The 15,742-nt window shown below is 68.9% G+C and carries 15 protein-coding genes and 1 tRNA gene; 5 read left to right on the forward strand and 11 right to left on the reverse strand.

Features of this window, described 5'->3' with window-relative positions; all coding sequences use genetic code 11:
* Nucleotides 1-24 precede the first annotated feature (24 nt).
* A complete protein-coding gene (gene rpmE / locus BKA25_RS19950) occupies nucleotides 25-237 on the reverse strand; it encodes a 50S ribosomal protein L31 (RefSeq protein ID WP_069853376.1) in 213 nt (70 codons plus the stop codon).
* A 266-nt stretch (nucleotides 238-503) separates the two neighbouring features.
* On the opposite strand from rpmE, the gene BKA25_RS19955 reads away from it, so the two are divergent.
* On the forward strand, nucleotides 504-857 hold the full coding sequence (locus BKA25_RS19955) for a hypothetical protein (protein ID WP_157420986.1): 354 nt from the start codon (nucleotides 504-506) through the stop codon (nucleotides 855-857).
* A gap of 61 nt (nucleotides 858-918) precedes the next feature.
* Here BKA25_RS19955 and rho read toward each other — a convergent pair whose 3' ends face one another.
* The 6 genes from rho to BKA25_RS19985 all read right to left on the reverse strand — a co-directional run bounded on the left by rho (nucleotide 919) and on the right by BKA25_RS19985 (nucleotide 9,181).
* On the reverse strand, nucleotides 919-2,964 hold the full coding sequence (rho, locus tag BKA25_RS19960; RefSeq protein ID WP_084642674.1) for a transcription termination factor Rho: 2,046 nt from the start codon (nucleotides 2,962-2,964) through the stop codon (nucleotides 919-921).
* Between the two features lie 477 nt (nucleotides 2,965-3,441).
* Entirely contained in the window at nucleotides 3,442-4,320 is an 879-nt protein-coding gene (gene thrB, locus BKA25_RS19965) for a homoserine kinase (protein ID WP_069847579.1), read from the reverse strand.
* Nucleotides 4,317-5,354 (reverse strand): threonine synthase, encoded by a 1,038-nt coding sequence (thrC, locus tag BKA25_RS19970; protein WP_069853374.1) that lies wholly within the window; start codon nucleotides 5,352-5,354, stop codon nucleotides 4,317-4,319. The genes thrB and thrC overlap by 4 nt, the downstream gene beginning before the upstream one ends.
* An 86-nt stretch (nucleotides 5,355-5,440) precedes the next feature.
* Nucleotides 5,441-6,748: a homoserine dehydrogenase gene (locus BKA25_RS19975; RefSeq protein WP_069847577.1), complete on the reverse strand. Its 1,308-nt coding sequence runs from the start codon at nucleotides 6,746-6,748 to the stop codon at nucleotides 5,441-5,443.
* Nucleotide 6,749: 1 nt separating this feature from the next.
* Nucleotides 6,750-8,171 carry a diaminopimelate decarboxylase gene (gene lysA / locus BKA25_RS19980; protein WP_069853373.1) on the reverse strand — a complete coding sequence of 474 codons (1,422 nt, stop codon included), beginning with the start codon at nucleotides 8,169-8,171 and terminating at the stop codon, nucleotides 6,750-6,752.
* Between the two features lie 2 nt (nucleotides 8,172-8,173).
* Nucleotides 8,174-9,181: a DALR anticodon-binding domain-containing protein gene (locus tag BKA25_RS19985; protein WP_069847575.1), complete on the reverse strand. Its 1,008-nt coding sequence runs from the start codon at nucleotides 9,179-9,181 to the stop codon at nucleotides 8,174-8,176.
* 219 nt (nucleotides 9,182-9,400) lie between these two features.
* On the opposite strand from BKA25_RS19985, the gene BKA25_RS19990 reads away from it, so the two are divergent.
* Together BKA25_RS19990 and BKA25_RS19995 are read left to right on the forward strand one after the other, a co-directional pair.
* Nucleotides 9,401-10,363 (forward strand): DUF3105 domain-containing protein, encoded by a 963-nt coding sequence (locus BKA25_RS19990; RefSeq protein WP_084642672.1) that lies wholly within the window; start codon nucleotides 9,401-9,403, stop codon nucleotides 10,361-10,363.
* 15 nt (nucleotides 10,364-10,378) lie between these two features.
* On the forward strand, nucleotides 10,379-11,173 hold the full coding sequence (locus BKA25_RS19995) for a DUF305 domain-containing protein (protein WP_236750532.1): 795 nt from the start codon (nucleotides 10,379-10,381) through the stop codon (nucleotides 11,171-11,173).
* 68 nt (nucleotides 11,174-11,241) lie between these two features.
* On the opposite strand, the gene BKA25_RS20000 is transcribed toward BKA25_RS19995, so the two are convergent.
* Nucleotides 11,242-11,889, reverse strand: a complete 648-nt coding sequence (locus BKA25_RS20000; protein ID WP_069847571.1) for a TetR family transcriptional regulator — start codon at nucleotides 11,887-11,889, stop codon at nucleotides 11,242-11,244.
* 105 nt (nucleotides 11,890-11,994) lie between these two features.
* Here BKA25_RS20000 and BKA25_RS20005 point away from each other — a divergent pair, with 105 nt between their 5' ends.
* Nucleotides 11,995-12,441 carry a nitroreductase/quinone reductase family protein gene (locus tag BKA25_RS20005; RefSeq protein ID WP_069847568.1) on the forward strand — a complete coding sequence of 149 codons (447 nt, stop codon included), beginning with the start codon at nucleotides 11,995-11,997 and terminating at the stop codon, nucleotides 12,439-12,441.
* A gap of 67 nt (nucleotides 12,442-12,508) precedes the next feature.
* Here BKA25_RS20005 and BKA25_RS20010 read toward each other — a convergent pair whose 3' ends face one another.
* A complete protein-coding gene (locus tag BKA25_RS20010; protein ID WP_069847566.1) occupies nucleotides 12,509-13,438 on the reverse strand; it encodes a cation diffusion facilitator family transporter in 930 nt (309 codons plus the stop codon).
* A gap of 232 nt (nucleotides 13,439-13,670) precedes the next feature.
* Between BKA25_RS20010 and BKA25_RS20015 the strand changes: the two genes are divergently transcribed.
* Nucleotides 13,671-13,743: transfer RNA gene (locus tag BKA25_RS20015), tRNA-Arg, on the forward strand.
* A gap of 106 nt (nucleotides 13,744-13,849) precedes the next feature.
* Here BKA25_RS20015 and BKA25_RS20020 read toward each other — a convergent pair.
* Nucleotides 13,850-14,263, reverse strand: a complete 414-nt coding sequence (locus BKA25_RS20020) for an ectoine synthase (RefSeq protein ID WP_069853371.1) — start codon at nucleotides 14,261-14,263, stop codon at nucleotides 13,850-13,852.
* 63 nt (nucleotides 14,264-14,326) lie between these two features.
* On the reverse strand, nucleotides 14,327-15,520 hold the full coding sequence (locus BKA25_RS20025; protein ID WP_069853370.1) for a Glu/Leu/Phe/Val dehydrogenase dimerization domain-containing protein: 1,194 nt from the start codon (nucleotides 15,518-15,520) through the stop codon (nucleotides 14,327-14,329).
* Nucleotides 15,521-15,742 lie beyond the last annotated feature (222 nt).

Raw genomic sequence — 15,742 nt, forward strand, 5'->3', positions numbered from 1 at the left:
CGGGTACGGGCGCCGAAGGAGCGGCTACTTGTTGCGCTTTCCGTAACGCGCCTCGAATCGTGCGACTCGACCGCCGGTGTCCAGGATCTTCTGCTTGCCCGTGTAGAACGGGTGGCAGTTGGAGCAAACCTCGACGGTGATCGACTTGTTGCTGCTGCTGCTACGAGTGGTGAAGCTGTACCCACAACCACAGTTGACCTGGGTGTCGGTGTACTCGGGGTGGATGCCGCTCTTCACGTCTTGTCCCTTCATCGTGGCCGCCGGGTCCCCGCTGCGGCACTGCGCACGCAGCCTTGTCGACCAGGGGTGAACCGGAGCCGGACTCGACTGGTCAGTCTGCCAGATGCCCTGGCAGATCCTGCAACGCCATCGGTTCCCGCGTTGTTCCACACCGGCGCCGAGCAGGCGCGCACGCCCGCCGCCCACCGCGTGAAGCCGACCGTCCGGCGAGAATTCGACCACCCGAGCGGATGACTGTCGGCCCCACCGAGCATTCTGGTCGGGTGTTGTGTCGCGTGGCCGATCTGGTGACCGTGCGGTCCTGGTTGCTGCTGCCACCGTTGTTTCTGGCGACGGTGGCCGGAGTCGCCGGGGCGATCTGCGGCATCGTCGGGGCCGAGGTATCCCTGTCGGGCCCGATCCTCTTCGGCTCCGCCTCCGCGATCGCCATGGTGACCAGCGTCGATGTCAACTGGCACGGCATCCGTGCGCTGCGCTGGGCAGGTTGGGGATACATCGCGTTGCTCTTGGTTCCGGCCCTGCTCATCGACAGCATCGAACTCCCGGTACCCGTGGCGCTGGCCCTTGGCCTGGTGGGAATCAGCTGCTGGGGCGCCTTCCGAGTCGGTTGCCGCTGATCAATGAAGGAGGGGTCCGGTCGATCGACCGGACCCCTCTCAACTCGGCATTAGCCGACGATCACTGATCGCCGTTGCCCGGCGTGTTCTTCGCCACCTGCATCAGGAACTCGATGTTGGTGCGCGTCTTGCGCAGCTGCGTGAGCACCAGGTCGAGTGCCTGCTGGTCGTCCAGTGCGGCCAGAACGCGACGCAGCTTGTGCGTCACGGCCAGCTCGTCCGGCGAGAGCAGCAGCTCTTCCTTACGGGTGCTCGACGCGTCCACGGCCACGGCGGGGAAGGTCCGCTTGTCGGCGAGCTTGCGGTCGAGCTTGAGCTCGGCGTTGCCGGTGCCCTTGAACTCCTCGAAGATCACCGTGTCGCCGGTCGAGCCCGTCTCCATGAGCGCGGTGGCGAAGATGGTCAGCGAGCCACCGTTCTCGATGTTGCGCGCCGCTCCGAGGAACCGCTTCGGCGGGTACAGCGCCGTGGAGTCCACACCACCGGAGAGGATCCGACCAGAGGCGGGCGCCGCCAGGTTGTAGGCCCGGCCGAGGCGGGTGATCGAGTCGAGCAGCACGACGACGTCGAAGCCCAGCTCCACCAGTCGCTTGGCGCGCTCTATGGCCAGCTCGGCGACCGTGGTCTGGTCCGCAGGCGGCCGGTCGAAGGTCGCCGCGATGACCTCGCCCTTGACGGAACGCTGCATGTCGGTGACCTCTTCAGGTCGCTCGTCGACAAGCACGACCATCAGGTGGCACTCGGGGTTGTTCGTGGTGATGGCGTTGGCGATGGCCTGCAGGACCATCGTCTTACCGGCCTTCGGCGGCGAGACGATCAAGGCGCGCTGCCCCTTGCCGACCGGCATCACCAGGTCGATGACCCGAGTAGTCAGGACGTGCGGCTCGGTTTCGAGACGCAGCCGCTCATTCGGGTACAGCGGGGTCATCTTGGTGAACTCGGGCCGGTTGCGAACCGCGTCGGGTTCCAGGCCGTTGATCGTGTCCACCCGGACCATCGGGTTGAACTTCTGCCGCTGCTGCTCGTTGTCCCTCGGCTGCCGGACGGCGCCGGTGATGGCGTCACCACGGCGCAGGCCGTACTTGCGAACCAACGAGAGCGACACGTAGACGTCGTTGGAACCGGCGAGGTAACCCGAGGTGCGGACGAACGCGTAGTTCTCCAGCACGTCCAGGATGCCCGCAACCGGGAGCAGCACGTCGTCCTCGCGAACCTCCGGCTCGCCTGCGCCGCTGCCGCCGCCGCTGCTTCCGCCGCCGTCGGTGCGGGTCCGGCCGCGCCTGCGGTCCCGGAAACGCCTGCCCCGGCGCCTGCCGCCGCCTGCCTCGTCATCGTCGTCGTCGTTGCGGTTGTCCCGCGAATCCCTGGGCTCGCCCCGTTCCTGACGATCGCCGCGGTCCTGACGGTCGCCGCGCTCACCTCGGTCACGGCCCTCGCCACGCTCGCCACGGTCACGACCTTCGCCGCGCTCCCGGCCCTCGCCACGGCCGCGGCCCTCGCCGCGCTCCTGACGGTCGCCGCGCTCGGCGTTGCGGTCATCGCGGCCGTTGCGCTCGGCACGCTCCTCGCCCGAGGCGCGCTCACCGCGGCCGTCGGACTGCTCGGAGTTGCCCGTTGAGCGGCTGGAGGAACGACGACGGCGCCCGCGACGGCCGCCCTCCTCCTCGCCATCACCGCTGGCCTGTCCAGAACCGCCGGAGCCTGCGGCAGCGTCCTCGCTCTTGCTCGGCTGCTGCGGAGCCTCGGTCTTCGGGGCGGCCGCCTTCTCCGGGATCTCCACGGCGAGCTGCGCCGGAGCCTCCTGCTGCTGAGCCGCAGCGCCTCGGCGGGACGAACCGCCCTGACGCTCACGGATGGCAGCGATCAGATCTCCCTTACGCATTCCCGTGGTGTCGGAAATCCCGAGTTCGCCTGCGAGCTGTCGAAGCTCGGCAAGCACCATCCCGGAGAGACCACCTCGGCGACGGGCAGGCGCGCCATTCGACTGCGTCACGACATCCCCCTGACCTGCGGCGTCCTGGCGTGAACTCGGCTCACCCGTCTCTGTCTGGCCCGCGGCTGATCCGGCGGTGGCCGCCTCGCCGCTCAACAATTCGGTGTTGCTCACAAATGTCCTTCCTGACCGGTCCGCGCCTCTCTACGCGGGCCAGCGGACCTGTCGCACTGCGGATGCAGGGCGACAGTGTGGGCGAAGGCGAAGATTCCTGACAGCGACCTGTCCTGGAGGTTCCGTACCTACGCGCACCCTGCTCGCTCGCTACCGGCGATTCCTGACGCTGACACCCCGTATCCACGAGGACGACGGGACCGCTTTCGCGGGCTCCCTCTGCCACCAGGGCGTTCGGGTACTCACCAGCGTTGACCTCATATGGAGAGTGAAGAGACCAGCGTTAGGTGAGAGATGCGGCCCGAATACCGACGCTTCGGGCACTGCACCGGCGCCCCTGCGCCCGGTGACTGATCTCCTCCGAGGGTAGACCGCTGACCAACCACATGCAACAACGGACCTGCCAGTGTGTCCCCCCGTAGTGAGCGCAAGCCTACGCCCACGAGCTCGCCCCCAGTATGCCGCCCCCTTCACCCATTATTCGATCGATATTCGTACTCCTGTGGTGTCGACGGGTACCGAATAGGCCGAGAAGCCCGCGAGATCGACGTCCTCGGGCAATACGCCGTCCGCAGGCAGGGCGAAGACCGTTGGGCCCGCCCCGGAGACCGCAGCGGGCACGCCCGCCGCACGCAGCGCCGTCACCAATGCCATCGTGTCCGGCCAGGCCGCCGCCCGATGCCGCTGATGCAGCCGGTCCTCGGTGGCGGCGAGCAGCAACTCCGGATGGCCGGTCAGCGCCGCCACCGCGAGGGAGGACCGGCCCAGCGCGAAGGAGGCGTCGGCCAGCGGAACCCGCTCCGGCAGCAAGCCCCTGGTCACGGCGGTCGCGGACTCGGTAGCCGGCACCAGTACCACCGGTCGCAGCGCGGCGTGCGGTTCGAGCCGCAATGCCCGGAACGGTCCCTCAGCGCCGTCGCGCCAGGCGATCACCAAGCCGCCGAGCAGGCTGGCGGCGGCATTGTCGGCGTGGCCTTCGAAGCGTGCGGCAAGATCCAGTGCTCGCTCGTCCAACGCCCGTCCGACCAGGGCGAATCCCGCCGCGATTCCCGCCACCACGGCCGCAGCCGAGGAGCCGAGGCCCCGTGAGTGCGGGATGGTGTTGGCGCAGCGGATGATCAGCCCCGGCATCGATTCGCCCGCGTCCGATACGGCCGCTTGCACCGCCCGGAACAGCAGATGTCGCTCGTCCAGGGGCACCACACCGGCCCCGGCGCCCTCGATCTCGATCAGCAGTCCGGCCGGAGCCGTCTCCACCGTCACCACATCGTGCCAACCGAGGGCGAGCCCTAGGGCGTCGAACCCGGAGCCCAGGTTGGCCGTGGAGGCGGGCACCGTGATCCGCAACCGCGTCACACCAGCTCCAGTGCCCTCGCCACCGCCGCCGGGTCGACCGGCAACGGCTCGACCCGGACCGAGGTGCTCAGCGCGGTGTCCGGGTCCTTCAGCCCATGGCCGGTCACGGTGCAGACCACCACCGAGCCCGGAGGCACCCGACCCTCCTCGACACTCTTGAGCAGGCCTGCGACGCCCGCGGCCGACGCAGGCTCCACGAACACGCCCTCGCGCTGGGCGAGCAGCCGATACGCCGCCAGGATCTCCTCGTCGGTCACGGCGCCGAAAAGCCCGTTCGAGGCGTCCTTGGCGGCCACCGCACCCGCCCAGGAAGCCGGGCTGCCCACCCGGATGGCGGTGGCGATGGTCTCGGGTTCGGCCACCGGCCTGCCATGCACCAGCGGAGCTGCGCCCGCAGCCTGGAATCCGAACATCCGGGGTGTCGAGTCGACGACGCCGTCGGCGGCGTATTCCGCGTAACCCCGCCAATAGGCGGTGATGTTTCCCGCATTACCGACCGGGAGGAAATGCAGATCCGGTGCGCGACCGAGTTCGTCGCACACCTCGAACGCCGCGGTCTTCTGCCCTTCGATACGCACCGGATTCACCGAGTTGACCAGGGTGATCGGATGTTCGGCCGAGGTCTTGCGGGCGAGTTCCAGGCAGTCGTCGAAATTGCCGTCCACCTGCAGGATGCGGGCGCCATAGGCGACGGCCTGGGCCATCTTGCCCAGCGCGATCTTCCCGCTCGGGACCAGGACCGCGCAGGTCATCCCCGCCCGGGCCGAGTACGCCGCCGCCGAGGCCGAGGTGTTGCCGGTGGAGGCGCAGATCACCGCCTTGCTGCCCTCGGCCAGCGCGTGGGTCATCGCCGCCGTCATACCCCGGTCCTTGAAGGATCCGGTCGGATTGGAGCCCTCGACCTTGAGATACACCGCCGCGCCCGAACGATCGCTCAGGTACGGCGCGGGCAGCAGTGGGGTGCCGCCCTCGTGCAGGGTGACGATCCGCGCGTCGGTCGGAATGGCGATGCGATCCCGATAGGCGGCGATCACCCCCGGCCAGTTCGACCGTGCCGAGCCACCGACGCCCGCCGGACGTGCCCGGTCGACGGCTGAGTCGACCACCGACGCATTGCCGCTCACGCTTCCTCACCCTCTACTCGCATGACGCTGACCACCTCGCGCACCGCGGGAAGTCCCGCGAGTTTGTCCACTGTCGACCGCAGCGCCGCATCGCTGGCGGTGTGGGTGACCAGCACCAGGCTGGCCTCGTCGCTGCGACCCTCCTGCCGCACGATGGCGATGCTCACATCGTGCTCGGCGAAGACCAAGGCGACCTGGGAGAGCACACCGGTCCGGTCCGCGACGTCCAGGCTGACGTGGTACCTCGTCGGGGTCTCTCCCATCGGGCGCACCGGAAGTCGCGCATAGGCCGACTCCCTCGGCCCGTAGCCGCCTGCGACCCGATTGCGCGCCACCGCCACCACGTCGCCGAGCACGGCGCTGGCGGTCTGCGCGCCGCCCGCGCCCTGCCCATAGAACATGAGTTGGCCCGCCGCCTCCGCCTCGACGAACACCGCGTTGAACGCGCCGCCGACCGAGGCCAGCGGGTGTGCGCGCGGGATCATCGCCGGGTGCACCCGGACCGAGACCGACTCGGCGCCCGACTGGTCCACCACTCGCTCGCAGATCGCCAGGAGCTTCACGGTACGGCCGAGCAACTGCGCGGCGGCCACATCGGCCGCGCTCAACCCGCTGATGCCCTCCCGGTGCACATCCTCGGCACGCACCCTGGTGTGGAAGGCCGAGGACGCCAGGATCGCGGCCTTGGCGGCGGCGTCGAAGCCGTCGACGTCGGCGGTGGGGTCCGCCTCGGCGTAACCCAGCCTGCCCGCCTCGTCGAGTGTCTCGGCGTAGCCCGAACCGGAGGCGTCCATCGCGGAGAGCACGTAGTTCGTGGTGCCGTTGACGATGCCCATCACCCGCGAGATCCGGTCACCTGCCAGCGACTCCCGCAACGGACGCAGCAGCGGGATCGCACCCGCCACCGCCGCCTCGAAGTAGAGGTCCGCGCCGGAGGAGTCGGCGGCCGCGTGCAGCTCGGGACCATGCTCGGCGAGCAGCGCCTTGTTGGCGGTGACCACCGACGTGCCCGACTTCAACGCGCGCAGCAACAGGCTGCGGGCCGGTTCGATCCCGCCGATCACCTCGACGATCAGGTCGACTCCGCTGTCCACGAGCGCCTCGGCGTCCGTGGTGAGCAGCTCGGGGTCGATCTCGGGATGTCGATGCGGCCTGCGTACGGCGATACCGGTCAGCCGAATGGGTCTGCCGATCCTGGCGGTCAGGTCGTCGGCCTGCTCATGCAGCAACCGCGCGACCTGGCCGCCCACGGTTCCACACCCCAGCATGGCCACGGTGATCGGTGTGTTCCGCACCTCGGACACCTCAGGACACCTCCAACCGGAGCAGATCGGCCTCGGTCTCCCGGCGAAGCAACACCCGATCGACGCCGTCGAGGACCGCCACCACCGGCGGGCGCAACACCCGGTTGTACCCGTTGGCCATCACATAGCAGTAGGCGCCGGTGGCACCCAGCGCGATCAGGTCGCCCGGGGCCAGGTCGTCGGGCAGCCAGCAGTCGCGCACGACCACGTCACCTGACTCGCAGTGCTTGCCGACCACCCGGCAGAGCGTCGCCGACGCCTCGGCGCTGCGGGAGACCAGTCTGCAGTCGTAGACCGCGTCGTAGAGCGCGGTGCGGATGTTGTCGCTCATCCCGCCGTCGACGCTGACGTAGCGCCGCCGGGTCTCGTGCCCCAGCTCGACGTCCTTGATGGTTCCGACCTCGTACACCGTCACGGTGCCCGGACCGACGATGGCCCGGCCGGGCTCCACCGCGATCCGGGGAACAGGCAGGCCTGCCTGTTCGCACTCCCGCGCAACGATCTCGCGCAACTGGCGCGCGACCTCGGCGATGGGCGGCGGATCGTCGTCGACGGTGTAGGCGATGCCGAGGCCCCCGCCGAGGTCGATGGTCTCCACGGAGGCCAACGCGGCGACGCCGTGCTCCTCGACCAGGGCGGTGAGCAGGCCGACGACCCGGTGGGCCGCGATCTCGAAGCCCGCGACGTCGAAGATCTGCGAACCGATATGGCTGTGCAGGCCGACCAGGCGAAGGGTGTCGCTCTTGAGGATGCGACGGACCGCTTCGGCGGCATGACCTGCGGCCACGGAGAACCCGAATTTCTGATCCTCGTGCGCGGTGGCGATGAACTCGTGAGTGTGGGCCTCGACGCCGACGGTGACCCGCACCATCACGGGTTGGACCCGCCCGAGCCGGTCCGCGATCTCCTGCAAGCGGGCGATCTCGTGGAAGGAGTCGACCACCACGACGCCGACCTCGGCCGCCACGGCCGCCTCCAGCTCGGGCACCGACTTGTTGTTCCCGTGCAGGGCGATGCGCTCCGGCGGGAAATCGGCGCGCAGGGCGACGGCCAGCTCGCCGCCGCTGCACACGTCGAGGCTGAGTCCCTCCTCGGCGACCCATCGGGCGATCGCCGTCGAGAGGAACGCCTTGGACGCGTAGTGCACCAGAGTGGGGTCGCCGAAGGCCGAGGCGAACTCGGCACAGCGCGAGCGGAAGTCCGCCTCGTCCATCACGAACAGGGGCGTGCCGTGGCGCGCGACGAGATCCCGCACGTCGACCCCGGCGAAGGAGACCGCACCGTCCGGTTGTCGTGCCGCGTTGCGCGGCCACACCAGCGGGTGTAGCTCGTCGAGCTGTTTCACCCCCTCGGGGCGGGGGCCCGCCGTGTTGGTGGGGAGCAGCACGTCGGCGTGCCGGGGACCAGCGGGGTGCGCTCGCATCATCACATCCGTTCCGGAGCGCTCAGGCGCAATAGGGCAAGACCGTTGTTCAGTACCTGCTGGCTCGCCACACAGAGCAGCAGGCAGGCGCCGTGATCCTCGGTCGCCTGCTGGTCTCCGCCGGGTAGCAGGCGCCCGACGTCGACGGGCTCCCGGACAGCGTCGGCCAGGTCTTCCAGGTACCGCGCCACCCGGTCGGGGCGCGCGGGTACGGCATCGGCCACGGCCGAGGTGAACTCGCCCAGCCTACGGGTGAGTTCGGTGTCCTCCCGGCCACCGGCCGCCGGGGTGGCGGGTGCCGGTTCGGCGTCGGCGGCCTTCGTCTCGGTGGCCGCGCAGCGGGCCGGACCTGCGTCGGCCGGGTGCGACCGAGGTGGTTCGACGGGCCGCCGGGGCGGCAGGGTGACATCGAGTGCGACGGCACCCCGGGCCAGCGCGGACAGCCGGGCATGGGCGTACTGCACTCGAAAGAGTGGATTGTCCTCGGTGCGCCGCCGCCATCGTTCGACATCGAGCCGCACCGAGGACCTCGGCCGCGCCCGGAGCTTCAGATAGCGGGCGGCCTCCCGTCCGATCAGCTCGCTGAGTTCGGCGGCCTCCACCGGTGCTCCACTCGGGGCCAGGACGCCGACGTTGTCGGTATGCGGCGCCAGATCGAGCTCGACGCCGGTCACCCCGTATTCGGCGCCCCCCGCCACGATGTCGTGCAGCAGGTCACGACCCGTGGGTGGCTCGACGACGAGATTGACGAAGCCGGGGCCCGCAGCCGTCGCCGATCGGATTCCGGGGCACCTCGCAAGGGCCTCGGCAAGCCAGTCCGCCAATGCCTGCGCCTCGACGCCCAACGGCCGGGCCGCCTGCAACGCCAGGGTGGTCGTGTAATCGCCGTCGGTTGCCGAACCGCGTCGCAGCCGAACCGTCGTCGGCAGCGCCGAGGCGTCGAGCCCCCGGTCGGATGCCACGCGCAACGCGGCGACCCGAACCAGCTCCGTCAGCTCGTCGGCGTTCACCTGATGGATTCTAGAGTCGAGTCTTCGCTGCTCAGCAAGCCCTTATCCGCTTCTCATCATCTGGGATGGGCGCCATGACGCCTGCTGCTCATCGCAGCCTGTCAGGCCTCGGCGCCGCCATTGGTCCATCTAGCTGAGTCTCTTCCAACAAGACATCCCTACACTGGCGCCCGGCAACGTCAGGGATGTGCGCGGTACGGAAGACGAGGTCCGGCAGGGATGGCCAGCGGAAAGAGTGCCAAGGCACTGCGAAACGCCCGAGCGGCAATGGTGACCGAGAAACAACGTCCGTGGGGCACCGTGGCAGCAGTCGCCGCCGTCGTCGTCTTCGCGGCAGGTGTCTTCGGTTATGTGTACGTGCGCTACGACGCGACGGAAGACATCAGGGCCTTCACTCCGACGGCGGAGAACCAGGACCCCTCGACCGCTATCGAGGGCATCGTCATCGAGGAATTCGAGGCGCAGCAGCACGTCGTCGCGCCGACGCGCGTCGCCTACGAGTCGTCGCCGCCGTTCGGCGGTCCGCATGACGGTGTGTGGGCGGGTTGCAACGGCGAGATCTACGACGAGGCCGTGCGCACCGAGAACCTGATCCACTCGCTCGAACACGGCGCGGTGTGGATCGCCTACAACCCCGACCAGGTCGAGGGCGAGCAGCTCGGACTGCTCGAGGACCGGGTCCGGAACCAGGCCGCGATGGTGATGTCGCCGTACCCCGGGTTGGACAGCCCGATCTCGCTGCAGGCCTGGGGCCACCAGCTCAAGCTGGACGATGCCTCGGACGAGCGCATCGACCAGTTCATCATGGCCTTGCAGCTCAACGCCTACACCTACCCCGAGGTCGGCGCGACCTGCGAAGCCAACCCGCAGGCGTTCGACGTCGACAACCCGCCGCCGTTCGACCCGAGCGAGCCCGGTCCGGACGCGATGCCGATGAACGGCAATCCCGAGGACTTCGGTGGCTTCACCGGCGAGGGCGACCAGGACATGAGCCAGATCGACCCGAACGCCCCGGTCGACCCCGATGCACCCGCCGATGGCGGCGAGGGCGATGCGGACACCGAAGGCGGTGACGGCGCCGAGGGTGGCGAGGACGCCGAGAACCCCGAGGGTTCGGAGGACGCTCCTGCGGACGGCGAGGACGGGTCCGAGCCTGCCGACGGCACCGAGACCAACGACTAGGGACCGGCTTACACCGTGACCGATGGCGAGATCGAGGACGCCTCCGCACGCCGTGGCTCGGCCGCAGACGCGGCCGAGCCCGTCGCCGACGACCGGGCCGACCGCGAGAGCGATGACGTCGAACCCGAACGGGCCTCGTCCTCCGGCGGGCCCAACTGGGTGCGCATCCTGGTCGCCTCGGCAGCCGTGCTCACCCTGCTGCTACTCGGTGCGGCGGCCGGGATGCTCATCGGATTGCCCGGGGCGGCGAATCGGGCCGCACCCCCGGCGGACTCGGTAGACGTCGGCTTCGCTCAGGACATGTCGGTGCACCACCGGCAGGCGACGCAGATGGCGACGCTCTACCGGGCCAATGGAACGCAGGACGACATCCTCACGCTCGCCTTCGACATCGACACCAACCAGCGAGCGCAGATCGGTTGGATGCAGGGCTGGTTGAACCTGTGGGACCGGCCGCTGAATCCCCCTGGCGAGTACATGGCCTGGATGAGCGAGGGCGGCGGTCATGGGCACGGCGGCGCCGAGCCGGGGGCCAGTCCCGAGGAGGCCATGCCGGGTATGGCGTCGCAGGAGGAGCTGGAGCGGTTGCGTTCGCTGCGCGGCACCGAGCTCGACATCTTCTTCCTGCAGTTGATGCTGCGGCATCACGAGGGCGGCACCGAGATGGCCGCGTACGCGGCCGAGCGGGCTGCCATTCCCCAGGTGAGCAACCTGGCGTCCAACATGCTCAATCATCAGACTGCGGAGTCCCGAAAGATGACCGGCATGCTGTCCGATCTGGGCGCCGAGCCGTTGCCCTTCGAGGGTTGACGGCCCGCCACCGGCTCGTACGGCGAGCAGGCTGCTGAACGACACCGACCGGGGTACGCCACCATGGCCTACCCCGGTTCGTCGTCACTGACCGGCGGGACCGCAGCCGGGTAGTCGATGCCCTCGCCGAGCAGATCGAACAACTCGCCTACCGTCTCGGAGGCCAGTGCCGCCGGATGGTGGGCCCGCCAGGCATTGAGTCCGGTCTGGACCGCGTTCAGCGCGACGGCGGCCACGAGATACGGCCTGCGATCGACGGTATGGTCGACGCCCATCCGCTGCCCGATCAACGTGGCCACCTCGTCGAGCCGGATGGCACTCTGTTCCAGTGATGCGGCCAGCAGGGTCGGAGTCCTCGCCAACAGCGTTCTGGTTCGTTGATACCGATCTCGGTCGAAGCCGTCTCTGCCTGTCTCGCAGGCTTCCAGGACCTCGACGACGGAGCGGCGCAACGCCGTGAGAACCGATTCGTCCGACGGGCGCGCGGCGAGATTCTCGATCATCGCCGTGAGCTGCTGGTTCGCCGAGGTCAGCGCCACATCCTCTTTCGAGTTGAAGTAGCGCAGGAAGGTCCTCGGCGAGACCTCGACGGCGTCGGCGATCTCGTCGATGGTCGTCGCCTCGAAGCCCTTGCGGTCGAACAGGACGTACGCGGCTTCGGTCAACGCGTCTCGTGTCCGCTGCTTCTTCCGTTCGCGCAGCCCTGGTTCCGTCACCGCAACAGCATAGGTCGCGTCAGCCAAAACGCCTGTTCGTGACTTATGCCACTGTAAAACTAAAGCCGATTGACGACATTTGTCACTTGCCGACAGAATAGTGCAATGAAGCCACCGCCACCGTCCTCGCCGTACTGGAAGTTCCACCGCCAGCTCGCCCGGTTCAACAAGGTCGTCTTCCGTCGAACCAAGGGCCGCCTCGGCGGGACGTTCGCCGGGTCGCCGGTGCTCCTGCTCGACCACGTCGGTCGCCGGAGCGGGCAGGACAGGACGAGCCCGCTCATCTATCTCGACGACAGCCCGAACCTGGTCATCGTCGCGTCCAAGGGCGGGGTGGACGCGCACCCGTCCTGGTTCCACAACGTGATGGCGATGGACAGCACCGAGGTCGAGCTGCCGGGCGGGATCCGCAGGAGGGTGCGCCCGAGGGTCGCCGAGGGCGCCGAGCGCGAATCACTCTGGGCACGGCTCGTCGATCTGTACAAGCCGTACGAGGCCTACGCCACCCACACCGAGCGCCGGATCCCGGTGGTCGTGCTCGAACCGGCCTGACCCGAACTCACGCCAGCTGCGTCATCCAATCCATCGACGGACCGACGGCGAGTCCGCAGCCGCCCGATCACCAGGTCAGCTCCTGACAGCGGACCGCGCTCGTCGTCGACTCGACCTGCAGGGTGGCGTGTTCGATCTCGTATCGCTCCGCCAGCATCCGTTGCGCCGAGGCCAGCACGTCGTCCGTGCGGGTCTCGGCGTCGACGGTGAGGTGCGCGGCGAGCACCTCCATCCCGGAGGTGAGCGTCCAGACGTGCAGGTCATGCACCTCCGCGACGCCGGGCACGGCGCGAAGGCGGTCGGTCAACTCGCCGATATCCAGATCAGCCGGTGCCTGCTGGACGAGGATGCGCAGCGCTTGGCCCGCGAGTCGCAGGGTGCGCGGCACCACGAAGACGGCGATGGCCACCGCGACGATCGGGTCCGCCAGCGTCCAGCCGAAGAACAGGCTCGTCGCCGTGCCCAGCAGCACCCCGATGGAGGCGATGGTGTCGGCGAGAACCTCCAGGTAGGCACCTCGCATGTTGATGCTCTCCGAGGCCGCCGGACGCAATAACGCGAAGGCCACCAGGTTGGCCGCCAGGCCTGCGGCCGCCGCGATCATCACCGGACCCGCGGCGATCTCCGGCGGATCGGCGAGTCGCCCGACCGCCTCCACCAGGATGAAGCCTGCGACGCCGAGCAGCAGCACCGCGTTGGCCAGCGCCGCGAGCACCTCCAGCCGATAGAGCCCGAAGGTGCGCGAAGAACCTCCACCGCGTGCCTTCTTGGCCGAGGTACGAGCCGCGGTGATGGCGGCCAGCGCCATGCCGATGCCCAGCACGTCGGTGAGCATGTGTCCCGCATCGGACAACAGCGCCAACGAGGACGTGGCCAGGCCGACGATCACCTCGACCACTAGGAACACGAGCAGGACGCCGAATGCCCAGCCGAGTCGTTTCAGCTGCTTCTGCGATGCGCTGACTGCGGACACACCGTGCCCATGACCGTGACCCATGGCCAGAACATATAGTGACATGCGCATGAATGCAATCGATGTCGCTCTCATTCCGAGCACGCCACCCGGACGGCGCCATCGGGTGCGCGGCACCAGAACCGGACCCCCATCGCCGCCACCGAACCGACACGGCCCTGACCAGCGAGATCGTCTTGCGCAACCCAACAGGGCAGGCCCGAGCAAAGCACTGCTGGGCGTGCGCTAGGATTACTCCCGTCGCCACAAACGACATGCCGTCGTAGCTCAGGGGATAGAGCACTGCCCTCCGGAGGCAGGTGTCGCAGGTTCGATTCCTGCCGACGGCACACCGGAAACACGAAAATGCCCATGAGCCGCCACGCCGCGCTCATGGGCATTTTCGTTCTCGGACTCGATCCCTCTAAGGCAGCCGATGTCTTCGGTTGCCCCGACTCAGGCCGATGGTGCCGGATCCGGCGCAGGCTCCACGATCAACGGGTACACACCGTTCTCGTCGTGCACCTCCGCGCCGGTCACCGGCGGGTTGAACACGCAGACGGTACGCATCAGCGTCGTCGGGCGGAGCTGATGACGTTCGTTGCCGTCCAGGAGATACAGGGTGCCGGGCGACAGGGCGTGCACCTCGCCGGTCTCCTTGTTCAGCAGCTCGCCCTCGCCCTCCACGACGAAGACGGCTTCGACGTGATTGGCGTACCAGAAGTCGTTCACCGTCCCCGCGTAGAGGGTCGTCTCGTGCACCGAGAAACCGACGCCCTCCTTGGCCAGCACGATGCGCTTGCTGCGCCAGTTGGGGGTCTTCACATCCCGGTCGCCGTCCTCGATATCGACCACGGAACGCACGATCATCGCCGTCTCCACTCGCTTGCGCCGAACATTGCCGTCAACTCCGTCATGGGGCCGTCAACCCCGTCATGGAATGGTCACCAATCGACGGCCGTCCGCCTCGGCCGCTCGATGCCGTTCCACCTGTAGATCGGCCGCCGCCAGCGCCGTGGTCCTAGGCGGCACCGCGCCGTGGTCCCACGCCGAGACCAGCGGCGCGATCCTGGCCAGCATCTCCTGACGCAACACCGAGAACGACAACGCGGGATCGGCGTCCACCCTGCCGAGCAGCAGCCACCAGGCCCAGGCCGCTGCGCCCGCGTTGACCACGAAGTCCGGCATGACGGGGACTCCGCGCTCGGCGAGCCTGCGCTCCGCCGCCGGGGTGGTCGCGACGTTGGCTGCCTCGACGACCACGCCTGCGGCCACCGCGTCGGCGTTCTGTTCGGTGATCGCGTAGGAGACCGCCGCCGGGACGAGGAGATCCACCTCCACGCTGAGCACCGATTCCTTGGGCAGCCGAGCCACCCGCTCCGGCACCCGGCTTCGGTCGATCTCACCGAAGCGGTCCCGCGCCGCCAACAACGCGGGTATGTCCAGTCCGGCCGGGTCGTAGAGGGCCCCGGCCGCATCGGCGACCATCACGATCCGCAGTCCCGCCTCATGCAAATACCAGGCCGCACCGCCGCCCATGGTGCCGACGCCCTGCACGGCCACCGTCGTCTCCGAGGTCCGCCAGCCACGGGCGGCGGCCACCCCGAGGCAGCTCTGCGCGACGCCGTAACCGCCCACCACGTCGCCGAGCAGGTAGCCGCCCGGGACCGGGGAGTTCAATCCGGCCCGAACCCGTCGCAGGGTCAGCGCGGGGTTGACCGACCGGTGGATGGCCGCGTGGTAAGACTGGTCGAGCCCCAGTTCGCCGAAGATCTCGTCGATCACGTGCTGCGGAACGCCGAGGTCCTCGGCCGTGACCCAATGATCGTCCAGCCAGGGCCGCATCGCCTGTACGAAACGTCGCAGTACCCCGCGGGCTCGCGGGTCCTTCGGGTCGCAGTCGATACCGCCCTTGGCACCGCCCACCGGCAGATCGAACACGGCGGCCTTGATCGCCATCCCCCTGGCCAGGTCCTCGACCTCCGACAGGGTGCAGCCCGCGCGCATCCTGGTGCCCCCGGTGGCTAGACCGGATACCAGGGTGTGCACCACCAGATAGCCGCGTACCCCGGTCTCCCGGTCAGTCCATGTCACCCGCACCAGCGGGTCGTCGTCGATGAGAGCCACCAGCCGAACCTCCTCTCCTATGCCGAACAGCCGCCGAGCGCCCGCCAAGCGACCCGACCCAAGCTGATGAGGGGTGCGTGCACCGGCGGCACCAAGCTGTGCCGCCGCACGCCGCTGCGCCCGAGACGGGCTACTGCAGCCGAGATGAGAAGACCCGCAGTAGGCAGAGCCAGGCCCATTGACCACTAGTGATAGCCATGGCTTGGCACCTCCACGCTCTGC

The organism is Actinoalloteichus hymeniacidonis, from assembly GCF_014203365.1.
Lineage (GTDB): Bacteria > Actinomycetota > Actinomycetes > Mycobacteriales > Pseudonocardiaceae > Actinoalloteichus_A > Actinoalloteichus_A hymeniacidonis.